We start from the raw sequence: 11,840 nt of genomic DNA, 5'->3' as shown, positions 1-11,840 counted from the left end.
GATCAATTTTTTCTTAGGTCGTTTTTGGCGACCTCTTAAATATATCATTTTCAGTTCTTGTTGTCAACAACTTTTTTGATGTTTTTTTGTCAAACAAGCAAGCGTTGTTAGCAACGAATATAAATATACCACCTCTCTTTCTTGTATGCAAGTACTTTTTTAAATTAGTTAGTTGAAGAGGGCAACTTTTTATTTAAGCTTGATAACTGCAGCTCCAGGATAAAAAAAGGATCGCTTATAAGCGATCCTTGTAAACTATTCTTTATGTCTCATAAGCGGGAAGAGAAGCACGTCACGAATAGAAGGAGAGTTCGTCAGCAGCATAACCAGGCGGTCAATCCCGATGCCTAATCCTCCTGTAGGCGGAAGTCCGTATTCTAATGCTTCAATGAAATCATCATCCATTTCATGAGCTTCATCGTTTCCTTGCTCACGCTCTTTTAATTGAGCCTCAAAGCGTTCACGCTGATCAATTGGATCGTTTAATTCTGTAAAGGCATTAGCATGCTCACGTCCAACGATAAACAATTCGAAACGATCTGTAAAACGAGGGTCTTCCTCATTTTTCTTGGCAAGCGGAGAGATTTCAACCGGATGCCCATAAATGAAAGTAGGCTGAATTAATTCTTCTTCTACCTTTTGTTCAAAAAATTCATTAACAATATGTCCATACTGCATCGTTTCTTTATATTCAATTCCATGCTCTTTAGCTAACTCACGAGCTTGTTCGTCCGTCATTTGCTGCCAGAAGTCTACGCCTGTATATTCTTTTACGGCGTCTACCATATGCAAACGGCGCCATTGCGGCTGCAAGTTCACTTCATATTCTCCGTAGGTGACGGTTGTTGTGCCGTGCACTTCTTCGGCGATGTGGGCAATTAAGTTTTCTGTCAGGCGCATAATATCTTGGTAATCAGCGTAAGCTTCATACAATTCAATCATCGTAAATTCCGGGTTATGGCGCGTAGAGACCCCTTCATTTCGGAAGACACGGCCGATTTCATATACTTTCTCCATACCGCCGACAATAAGGCGCTTTAAATGGAGCTCAATCGCAATACGCATATACAGCTCCATATCAAGCGCATTATGATGCGTAATAAACGGACGAGCAGAAGCGCCGCCGGCAATTGAATGCATCATCGGTGTTTCCACTTCTAAATAGCCATGATCGTCTAAATAACGTCTCATAGATTGAATAATACGGCTGCGGGTGATGAATGTTTGCTGGCTTTCCGGACTTGTAATTAAATCCAAGTACCGCTGGCGATAGCGCTGTTCAACATCCTTTAGTCCGTGGAACTTGTCAGGAAGCGGACGCAAAGCTTTCGTCAAAAATTCGTAGTGGCTGACCTTAATGGATAGTTCGCCTACTTTTGTTTTGAAAATCGTGCCAGTGACACCAACAAGATCCCCAAGGTCCGTCATATTAAATACTTCATATGCTTCTTCGCCAATTGCATCTTTACGAACGTAAATTTGAATTTGTCCAGTTAAATCTTGCACATGAGCAAAGCCCGCTTTTCCTTTTCCGCGCTTGGTCATGATGCGGCCGGCAATTTTCACTTCAATAGCTTGTTCTTCTAACTCTTCCTTAGAAAAACCATCATAGGCGGCTGCAATGCCGCTAGCTGTATGGGTGCGTTCAAAACGTTTGCCGAAAGGGTCTAGTCCTTTATCTTTTAACGCCTGCATTTTCTCTCTTCTCACCAATAGCTGGTCGTTTAGTTCCTCACTCATTCCACTCACTCCTATTCCTATGGTCACCCTTGCCTATTATCCAGCTTGAATAGCTGCTTCTTTCTCTTCTGCTTCTTGAACAAAATTAGACAGCAGGCTCACTAGCTGCTCTCTTGTTTCACATAAGTTGATATCCTTGCGCACACGCGCATTGCCGCGAATGCCTTTTAGATACCAGGCAGCATGCTTTCGCATTTCGCGTACAGCAATGTTTTCATTTTTCAATGCGATAAGACGGTCAAGGTGCAGCAGGCAAACGTCTATTTTCTCGCGTGCTGAAGGTTCTTCCATAAGCTCGCCTGTTTCTAAATACTTCACCGTCCGGTAAATCATCCATGGATTACCGAGAGCAGCACGGCCAATCATCACTCCGTCTACCCCTGTTTCTTCAAGCATCCGCTTGGCATCCTGCGGCGTTTGGACATCACCATTCCCGATGACCGGAATGCCGACCGATTGCTTCACTTCTTTAATGATATCCCAGTTCGCTGTTCCCTCATACATTTGTACACGAGTCCGGCCATGAAGCGCTACGGCTTTTCCTCCTGCTCTCTCAACAGCACGGGCGTTCTCTACTGCGTAAATATGGTCCTCATCCCATCCCATACGCATTTTCACTGTAACCGGTTTATCAACGGCATCTACGACCGCTGACACCATTTCATAGATTTTGTTTGGGTCAAGCAGCCATTTAGCTCCTGCATCACATTTTGTAATTTTAGGAACCGGGCAGCCCATATTAATATCAATAATATCAGCATTTGTATTCTTATCAACAAAGCTTGCAGCTTGAACGAGCGATTCTTTTTCTCCTCCAAAAATCTGCAGACTCAGCGGTTTTTCTCTTTCATCAATATAAAGCATGTCCAGCGTCTTTTCATTTTGGAAAACAATCCCCTTGTCGCTGACCATTTCAGCACAAACGAGTCCGGCACCAAATTCTTTTACCGTCAGACGAAAAGCAGAATTACAAATCCCTGCCATCGGTGCAAGTACAACGGGGTTTTTCATCTCGATGTTTCCGATCTTTAACATATTCCTCACCTTTCTACTTTTTTTCCGGCGGACACAATTCATCAGTTGATATATGCAAAGCTTGCGATATTTCCTTTAATAACTCATCAGTCAGCGGACGACTGCCTCTTTCCACTTCTCCAAGCACGGACAAAGACACTCCAAGCTGCTGAGCAAGCTGTTCTTGGGTAAATCCCTTTAGCTTCCTGAAAGCTCGAATTCTTCTTCCCCATTGTTCTGTTTCCACAGGCGAACACCTTTCCTTTCTTGAATACTCGAAAGTGCTTCTTCAAGCGGTCTGTTACTCCCTGGAAAACAAATGGCTGGATCAATCTCTATTAGAGGAACGAGCACAAAAGCGCGTTCATGCATTCTTGGGTGCGGAATGATAAGCTTCTCTGATTCAATATTGTCTTGATTATACAATAAAATGTCAAGGTCTATTATTCGCGGGCCCCACCTGAACTCCCTAACTCTTCCAATTTCCTGTTCAATCGACAAGCATAGATCCAGCAGCTCCTGCGCTGATAAAGAAGTGCTCACTTGAACAGCCATATTGAGAAAAGCCGGCTGTTCTGTATAGCCTACAGGCTCTGTTTCATAAATAGAGGAGAGCTTGGCCACGGTGACCGCATCATGCGAGCGGAGCAAGCGAAGGGCCTCCTGCAGGTTAGCCAGCCTGTCCCCCATGTTTGTTCCCAAGGATAAAAAAGCTTGATTATTCATGTTCCGCTCTTCTCCTCATAACTTCTACAGCTACATGGTCATAATGTCCAGGAATGGGCGGGTCTGGCTTGATTACTTTGATTGTACAGGCAGCTGCCTTAGGAAAGGCATCTAACAGCGCTGCAGCAATGTGCTCAGCAATGGCCTCCACCAGCTTAAATGTCCGGTTTTCCACAATCTCTTTGCACACCTGATAAATTTCTCCATAGTTAACAGAATCATTCAAGTCATCTGACTGCCCGGCTTTTTGCAGGGAGACTTCCAGCGTTGCATCCACCCGAAAACGCTGGCCAAGTTTATTTTCTTCAGGAAATACGCCATGATATCCATAGAACTCCATGCCGGTTACATATATCTTATCCATCATTTCATCCCTTTCCGACTAATGCATCCGTCATTTTCGCCATTCGGCTGATCGGCTTCACATCATGCACCCGCAAAATATGACAGCCCTTCTCAATGCCAAAACAGCAAATCGCACCCGTTCCTTCCATTCTCTCCTCTACAGGCAGATCCAAAATATGCCCAACAATTCTTTTGCGCGAAGCACCGAGCAACACAGGGAATCCAAGAGCGGCCACTTGATCCAAGTGCTGCAGCATGAGCATATGCTGATTCATGTCCTTGGCAAAGCCAATGCCAGGATCGAGAATAATTTGGTTCTCGGGCACACCGGCTTTAATGGCAATATTGATGCTTTCATACAAATCAAGAAGCACCTCCCGGATAAAAGCGTGATAATTCATATTGTCCCTGTTATGCATCAGAATAATCGGCACTTGTTTCTCAGCAGCTACCGCCGCAATTTCGGGGTCCTTCTTCGCTCCCCAAATGTCATTGATGATATGAGCGCCGGCTTCAATCGATTGCCGTGCTGTTTCCGCCTTATAGGTATCAATGGAAATTGGTACATTCACATGAGCGGCTACTGCCTGAATAACAGGCAAAACTCGCTTCAGCTCTTCGTCTGCTGAAACAGGCGTGTAGCCCGGACGCGTGGATTCACCGCCAATATCAATGAGATCCGCTCCTTCTTGTACCATTTTCTCCGCATGGCGAACAGCTGTTTCCCTCTCGTTAAAGCGCCCGCCATCCGAAAATGAATCGGGCGTTGTATTTAAAATCCCCATAATGTAAGTTTTCTTCGAGAAGTCCAACTCATGCGGCCCTGCTGCAACTTTCATCTTTCTGCCCCTTCCATCTTTCAGTCTGTTTTTATTTTAACATGTCTAAACGACGAAAAATAAAAACAGGCTGATTTCTCAGCCTGTTTTTTCATCCGTTCAATTTTCTTCAAAATCATACAGCGGCGTGCTTAAGTAGCGTTCGCCGTTACTCGGAATAATCGCAAGGACTTTTTTTCCTTTTCCAAGCTTTTCAGCTACCTTTAATGCAGCGGCTACAGCGGCGCCAGAGGAAATACCACCCAAAATCCCTTCTTCGCGGGCAACTTTTCGCGCTGTTTCAAAAGCTTCCTCATTCGCAATGGTGATAATTTCATCGTACACTTTCGTATCCAGCACCTTTGGCACAAAGCCGGCACCGATTCCTTGAATTTTATGCGGGCCTGGTTTTCCTCCAGAGAGAACTGGCGAATCCGCAGGTTCCACCGCATAAATTTTGACACCCGGAAACTTTTCCTTCAGCACCTGGCCAGCCCCTGTAATGGTTCCGCCTGTTCCGATACCGGCAATAAAAGCATCGAGTTCATCCATTTGCTCAGCAATTTCTTTCCCTGTTGTTTGCCGATGGATTTCTGGATTTGCTTCATTTTCAAACTGCTGCGGCATAAAATATCCTTTCTCCTCAGCCAGTTCTTTCGCCTTGCGAATCGCGCCGTTCATTCCCTCCGCTCCAGGTGTGAGCACAAGCTCCGCACCGTAAGCACGAAGCAGGTTGCGGCGCTCCATGCTCATCGTATCCGGCATAACAAGAATTGCACGATAGCCTTTCGCTGCTGCAATCATCGCCAAGCCGATTCCTGTGTTTCCGCTGGTCGGCTCAATGATTGTGCCGCCCTCTTTCAAATTGCCGCTTTCTTCTGCTGCCGTGATCATAGCGAGGGCAATCCGATCTTTCACACTGCTTCCCGGATTCATATATTCCAGCTTTAAGTATACGTCTGCGCTGTTTTCATTTGTTACGTTATTCAATTTTACAATAGGAGTGTGGCCGACTAACTCAGCTACCGAATTTGCTACACGTACCATTTTATCCACCTCAATACCGAGTATTTTTATTGGTTATATAGAATTTAACAATCTTTTCAACAAAAGTCAATCTTTTTACTCATTTCTATACGAGCTACTTATTAAAAAACCTGCAAAACATTTTTGTCAGCAGGTTTTTCATTCATTCAATTAGCTAGTAGCTGCTGCTTTCAATTGCTCGAGTTCAATTTTTGTGAAGATGTATTTTTCATTGCAGAAATGGCATTGGGTTTCCGCCTGTCCATCCTCCTCAATCATTTCCTCGATTTCCTGTTTTCCAAGACTGACTATTGCATTCCCGAACCGCTCTTTTGAGCAAGTGCATTCGAATTGAACAGGCATTTCCTCAAGAACCTTGACGTTTTCTTTCCCCAAAATATAATAGAGAATTTCCTCAGGAGACATTCCTTTTTCAATCAGCTTGGAAATTGGAGCCATAGCCGTGATTTTTTGCTCAATCACAGAGATGACTTCTTCCTCGGCTCCAGGCATAATCTGAATGATAAATCCGCCTGCAGCTAGAATAGAGTTATCCGGATTGACGAGTACGCCAACACCAACGGAGGAAGGCACTTGCTCAGAAGCAACAAAATAATACGTAAAGTCTTCCCCAAGCTCACCGGAAACAATCGGTGTCTGACCGCTAAAATGGTCGCGAAGCCCAACATCCTTTACGACTGTAATCATGCCTTCGGTACCGACAGCACGCCGGACGTCAAGCTTGCCATGCTCATTTAAGTCAAAATGAGTTTGCGGGTTCGTCACATAGCCTCGGACTTTTCCCTTGGAGTTCGCATCAACAAGAATTGCTCCGATCGGACCGCCGCCCTCGATTTTAATGGTAATTTTCTCTTCACCTTTCAGCATGGCTCCCATCATTACGCCAGCTGTCATAGCCCGTCCCATGGCGGCAGAAGCTGTCGGCCAGGTATAATGCTTTTTTTGTGCTTCATTGATGGTTTCTGTTGTATTCACTGCATAGGCACGAACTTGCCCGTCAAAAGCAAGAGCTTTTACTAAATAATCCTTCATAAGGAAAACTCCTTTCTTCCTAAAGGTTGCGTTTGTAAATCAGGCATAGGCCTTTAAGGGTTAACAGCGGGTCAATGATATCAATCGATTGAGCTTCTTCTCCAATTAGAGGAGCGAGACCGCCGGTTGCAACTACAGTCGGCGTCTTTTTGCTTTGTTCCTTCATTCGATTGACAATGCCGTCTACTTGGCCAACATATCCGTAGAGTATTCCGGCCTGCATAGCGGCCACTGTGTTTTTCCCGACCACATGATCCGGCCGGATAATTTCTATGCGGGGCAGCTTAGCGGCTCTGGAATAAAGAGCTTCCGTAGAAATATTAATGCCCGGCGCAATCGCCCCGCCCATGTAATGGCCGTCTTCATCGATATAGCAATACGTAGTAGCTGTTCCAAAGTCTACGATTATCAAAGGGCTTCCGTATTCATGAATAGCCGCGACTGCATTAACGATCCGGTCAGCTCCCACTTCACGCGGGTTCTCGTATTTAATATTTAAACCGGTTTTCATCCCGGGACCAACAATCATTGGCTTTATATGAAAGTACTTTTGACACATCTGTTCCAGCGAAAACATAATGGGAGGAACAACAGAAGAAATGATAATTCCCTCGATCTGATCAAACGTAATCCCTACGTGCTGAAAAAGATTTTTCACGATCATTCCGTATTCGTCTTCTGTCTTGTTGCGGCTCGTTTCAATTCGCCAGTGGAATTTCAATTCATCCTCTTCATAAACGCCCAATACAGTATTTGTATTCCCTACATCCAACACAAATATCAAGACTCTCACCACACTCATTTAAACTTTTATTGCTGCCATTCATCATATCACATAAAAGCGGTAACATCATTATGTCACGACTTCCAAAAGAAAGGATTTTCACCTAAATAAAAGACGGCGAATAACCGGCGGCTGTTTTAGCTTCTCTTGATCCGGCCGGTCTTATGAAAGCAGGTTGTTCCTCCCAACAGCAGTGAGCAGTCTCCAAGCGTGCATCTCATGAAAAAAACGCCGATTTTCATCGGCGTTTTCCGTTAAGCTTTCGGGTCATCTTCCCGATCGTTTGGCTGCTGTTCTTTCTTTTCAAGATCAGTTGTTGACTCAGTCGTTTCAGACACTTCTTCCTTCTTCTGGACATTAACAACTACCTGTTCATCTTTAGAAAGCTCCAGCTTTCCTTCTTTGTCCTCTGCATTGTACTTGCGCTCTGGCAGCGTACCATGGTCAACGAGGTGTTTAATTTGAGCAGCATCGAGCGTTTCGATATCAATTAGAGTATTGGCGATCAACTCAAGCTTATCGCGATTCTCAGTCAAGATATTCTTCGCGCGCTCATAGCATTCTTTCATAATGCGCTGAATTTCAAGATCGATTTCATAGGCAATCGCATCTGAATAATTTTGTTCGTTATTAAAGTCTCGTCCAAGGAATACCTGGCCGCCGGAAGTTTGACCAAATTGAAGCGGACCAAGCTTATCACTCATCCCGAATTCAGTCACCATTCGGCGGGCAATACCCGTTGCACGCTGGAAGTCATTGTGTGCGCCAGTTGACACTTCACCAAAGATAATGTCTTCAGCTACACGGCCGCCCAGCAAACCTGTGATCTTATCAAGAAGCTCCGGCTTTGTCATCAAGTAACGGTCCTCTTTCGGCAGCATAACCGCATAACCGCCAGCTTGGCCGCGCGGAACAATCGTTACTTTATGAACCATCTCTGCCTCATCAAGCACAAGACCGATGACCGTGTGTCCTGCTTCGTGGAAAGCGACAATTTTTCTTTCCTTCTGAGAAACTACACGGCTTTTCTTCGCAGGACCGGCAATTACCCGGTCAGTTGCTTCATCAACATCACGCATGTCAATTTTTTTCTTGTTGCGGCGAGCAGCCACAAGTGCCGCTTCATTCAACAAGTTCTCTAGATCCGCACCGGAAAAGCCCGGAGTGCGCATTGCGATCGCTTTTAAGTCGATTGAATCATCGAGAGGCTTATTGCGCGCATGGACGCGGAGCACCGCTTCACGGCCATTGACATCTGGACGATCTACCGTAATTTGACGGTCAAAACGGCCTGGACGCAATAAGGCAGGGTCTAGAATATCCGGACGGTTGGTAGCGGCAATAATGATAATTCCTTCATTCGCGCTAAAGCCGTCCATTTCAACTAACAGCTGATTCAATGTTTGCTCGCGTTCGTCATGCCCGCCGCCAAGACCAGCGCCGCGCTGACGTCCGACCGCATCAATTTCATCAATAAAAATCATACACGGCGCATTCTTTTTCGCGTTTTCAAACAGGTCGCGCACCCGGGAAGCACCGACCCCGACGAACATTTCGACAAAGTCCGAACCGCTGATTGTGAAGAACGGAACACCCGCTTCTCCCGCTGCTGCACGTGCAAGCAATGTTTTACCAGTACCTGGAGGTCCGACTAATAGAACCCCTTTTGGAATGCGTGCGCCCAGTTCAGAGAACTTGCGCGGATCTTTTAAAAACTCAACCACTTCCACTAACTCTTGCTTTTCCTCATCTGCTCCCGCTACATCTTTAAAGCGGACTTTTTTCTTTTCATCATTGTACAAGCGGGCTTTGCTTTTTCCAAAGTTCATGACTCGGCTGCCGCCGCCTTGCGCTTGATTCAACAAGAAGAAGAATAAAAGGAAAATAATTAAGAAAGGGATGATGGTAGTGAAGAAAGACACCCATCCGCTTGTCTCTTTAGCAGGCAGAATTTCTACTTTTGAATCTTTCGCTGCCTCGTCAATGCGATTCAGCATGTTCTCACTGTTCATTACATAAGTAAGGAAAAACTCGCCTTCACGCGCACCTTTCAGCTGGCCGCGGACTTCATACACGCCTCTTTCCGGCTGCATGGAAAATGAGTTTACCTGATCTTTTTCTAGATAGGAAACAAATTCATTGTACGTTATATTCTTATTAGGCTCATTATTGCTGTTGAAGTAGCTGACAACCCCAATAATGACAAGGAAAACTAACAAATAAAATATGGTATAACGAAAAATCCGGCTCATCCCTTACCTCCTCCCACGGTAAAAATACTGTATTCAATACTATCATAGAAAATCTTGGCATTACAACTATTTGACATGCGGATCGGCCTATTCATGTATGGTGATCAACCTTTCTTATTCGTTATCCGCTTTCGTGTATACTTCCGGCTTCAACACACCGATATAAGGAAGATTCCGGTATCTTTCTGCATAATCAAGGCCATAGCCTACAACAAAGGCATCAGGCACATTAAATCCAACTATGTCAGCTTTAATCTTCGCCTTTCTGCCTGTCGGCTTATCTAACAATGTCACAATCTTAATGGACTTTGCTTTTCGGTAACGGAAAAGCTCCACAAGATAGCTTAATGTCAAGCCGCTGTCAATAATGTCCTCAATAATGAGTATATCCCGACCTTCAACAGATGTATCCAGATCCTTTACAATTTTTACTTCTCCGGATGAAGTGGTTGAACGGCCGTAGCTGGAAACATCCATAAAGTCCATTTCCAAATAAGTATCCATTCGCTTAATCAAGTCTGCCATGAAAGGCATAGCTCCTTTTAAAACTCCAATAACAAGGGGAAACTTATCTTTATACTCCTCTGTGAGTTCAAGACCGAGCTCTTTAATTTTCTCTTGAATTTCTTCCTCAGTAATGAGTACTTTCTCGATATCCTGGTTTAACAATTTGTTAGCCTCCTAGAAGTGATTGCGTATATAAATTAATATTAAATGGTTGCCAGCAGAGCTTGTTTCTTCATGCCTGGACCTCTTCAGTCCGGGCACCCAGAGCAGTTTCCCCTCGCTATCTGTTACAATTGGCCATTGATCACGCTTGGCGGGGACAACTTTCTCATCAATGAATAAGTCTTTCAGCTTTTTTGAGCCCTCCATCCCTTTCGGCTGGATTTTATCGCCTGTTCGCCTTGTACGGATATAAAGCGGACGCTTGACTTTATCATTAAGGATCATATACTCGTATGCAGCTGTGGCTTCAGGAAGTTGATCAGCCAGTGCAAACTGGCCTCCATATGGCCAGGTGATCCGGTCTCCTTCATCCAGTTTAAACACATATTCTTTTTTATCCGGAATATTAAATGTGAAAATACAAAATTGATATTCCCTGCAGACTTTTAACCCATGAGGCAAGTCCAGTTTCCATGAGGATTTGTCTTCCATTAAAAGGTGTAAAATCTGTTGGATATGTACGAAAGAGAAGGGATTTTTTCCTTTGTAAAGATAGTTTAATATTAGATGAATCGCTCTTTTTTGTAAAGGCAAAGGCATTGACCGAAAAGCCTCAACTTTGAGGGAACAACCGCTGTCATCCTTTTGCCATATATTATGCAGTTTTTCCCTTGTTAAATCTTCCAGAAACTGATTGTCTTCAGACAGTTCTTCACTGAACCTTTGGAAATGCTCATGAACTTTGCGATTTTCCTGCTTGAAAAAAGGAAGCAGCTCAGAGCGGAAGCGATTACGGGTATAAATGGGCTTCTCATTGCTCGGATCCCGACGCGGATCAAGCTCGTAGTGTAAACAGTACTCCTCAATCATCTCTTTGTTTACATATAGAAGCGGCCGAACCACCTCCCATTTGCCTAAAGGCCTTCGGACAGGGATGCCTGTACGGCTGCCGGCTCCCTTTACTAATTGCATTGTCACTGTCTCTACTTGGTCATCACCGTGGTGAGCGAGAGCCAATTTATCGGCCGAAAAGTGCTCAAGCCCTCTCTCGAAAAAGCGGTAGCGCACGCGCCTTGACACCTCCTGCAAGCTTCCTCCCGTCTCTTTCATTTGCTTCTCAATCTGGATTCTTTCCGCATAAAAAGGAATGTCTCTGCTTTGGCAAAACTGTTCAACAAACTTTAATTCCCGGTAAGACTCTTCCCCCCTAAACATATGATCCAAATGAAGAGCGAACACCTCGATTTGCCACTCTTTGCGCTTGTTTGCCAAGTAAGAAAGCAAGGACAATGAATCCGGGCCTCCCGACACACCGACAGCCACCTTGTCGCCTTGGCCGATTAGCTGATGCCGATTAATAAATTGTTTGACGTTCTCTTCATATGTCAGCATTGTTCCTCATCCTGCTCTTTT

At 44.7% G+C, this 11,840-nt stretch carries 12 protein-coding genes; all 12 read right to left on the bottom strand.

Features of this window, described 5'->3' with window-relative positions; all coding sequences use genetic code 11:
- Positions 1 to 255: 255 nt before the first annotated feature.
- Positions 256 to 1,740, bottom strand: a complete 1,485-nt coding sequence (lysS, locus tag BBA02S_RS14985) for a lysine--tRNA ligase (protein ID WP_041101942.1) — start codon at positions 1,738 to 1,740, stop codon at positions 256 to 258.
- A 36-nt stretch (positions 1,741 to 1,776) separates the two neighbouring features.
- Positions 1,777 to 2,775 carry a tRNA dihydrouridine synthase DusB gene (dusB, locus tag BBA02S_RS14980; protein WP_041101940.1) on the bottom strand — a complete coding sequence of 333 codons (999 nt, stop codon included), beginning with the start codon at positions 2,773 to 2,775 and terminating at the stop codon, positions 1,777 to 1,779.
- Between the two features lie 13 nt (positions 2,776 to 2,788).
- A complete protein-coding gene (locus BBA02S_RS14975; protein WP_041114463.1) occupies positions 2,789 to 3,001 on the bottom strand; it encodes a helix-turn-helix domain-containing protein in 213 nt (70 codons plus the stop codon).
- Positions 2,953 to 3,480 carry a 2-amino-4-hydroxy-6-hydroxymethyldihydropteridine diphosphokinase gene (folK, locus tag BBA02S_RS14970; RefSeq protein WP_041101936.1) on the bottom strand — a complete coding sequence of 176 codons (528 nt, stop codon included), beginning with the start codon at positions 3,478 to 3,480 and terminating at the stop codon, positions 2,953 to 2,955. The genes BBA02S_RS14975 and folK overlap by 49 nt, the downstream gene beginning before the upstream one ends.
- Entirely contained in the window at positions 3,473 to 3,844 is a 372-nt protein-coding gene (folB, locus tag BBA02S_RS14965; RefSeq protein ID WP_041101934.1) for a dihydroneopterin aldolase, read from the bottom strand. Before folB ends, folK begins: the two co-directional genes overlap by 8 nt.
- A 4-nt stretch (positions 3,845 to 3,848) precedes the next feature.
- Positions 3,849 to 4,664 carry a dihydropteroate synthase gene (folP, locus tag BBA02S_RS14960; RefSeq protein WP_041114461.1) on the bottom strand — a complete coding sequence of 272 codons (816 nt, stop codon included), beginning with the start codon at positions 4,662 to 4,664 and terminating at the stop codon, positions 3,849 to 3,851.
- 99 nt (positions 4,665 to 4,763) lie between these two features.
- The gene (gene cysK / locus BBA02S_RS14955) at positions 4,764 to 5,690 is read right to left on the bottom strand and encodes a cysteine synthase A (protein ID WP_041101930.1); all 927 of its coding nucleotides are present in this window, start codon (positions 5,688 to 5,690) and stop codon (positions 4,764 to 4,766) included.
- A gap of 150 nt (positions 5,691 to 5,840) precedes the next feature.
- Positions 5,841 to 6,722, bottom strand: a complete 882-nt coding sequence (gene hslO / locus BBA02S_RS14950) for an Hsp33 family molecular chaperone HslO (RefSeq protein WP_041114459.1) — start codon at positions 6,720 to 6,722, stop codon at positions 5,841 to 5,843.
- 19 nt (positions 6,723 to 6,741) lie between these two features.
- A complete protein-coding gene (locus BBA02S_RS14945) occupies positions 6,742 to 7,506 on the bottom strand; it encodes a type III pantothenate kinase (RefSeq protein ID WP_162301621.1) in 765 nt (254 codons plus the stop codon).
- Positions 7,507 to 7,760: 254 nt separating this feature from the next.
- Positions 7,761 to 9,758 carry an ATP-dependent zinc metalloprotease FtsH gene (ftsH, locus tag BBA02S_RS14940; protein WP_041101924.1) on the bottom strand — a complete coding sequence of 666 codons (1,998 nt, stop codon included), beginning with the start codon at positions 9,756 to 9,758 and terminating at the stop codon, positions 7,761 to 7,763.
- Between the two features lie 114 nt (positions 9,759 to 9,872).
- The gene (hpt, locus tag BBA02S_RS14935) at positions 9,873 to 10,427 is read right to left on the bottom strand and encodes a hypoxanthine phosphoribosyltransferase (RefSeq protein WP_041101923.1); all 555 of its coding nucleotides are present in this window, start codon (positions 10,425 to 10,427) and stop codon (positions 9,873 to 9,875) included.
- A gap of 12 nt (positions 10,428 to 10,439) precedes the next feature.
- Positions 10,440 to 11,819 (bottom strand): tRNA lysidine(34) synthetase TilS, encoded by a 1,380-nt coding sequence (gene tilS, locus BBA02S_RS14930; protein WP_041114457.1) that lies wholly within the window; start codon positions 11,817 to 11,819, stop codon positions 10,440 to 10,442.
- Positions 11,820 to 11,840 lie beyond the last annotated feature (21 nt).

The sequence above is a fragment of the Bacillus badius NBRC 15713 genome, assembly GCF_001591605.1.
GTDB lineage: Bacteria > Bacillota > Bacilli > Bacillales > Domibacillaceae > Pseudobacillus > Pseudobacillus badius.
This window is presented reverse-complemented; position numbering and strand designations above follow the sequence as displayed.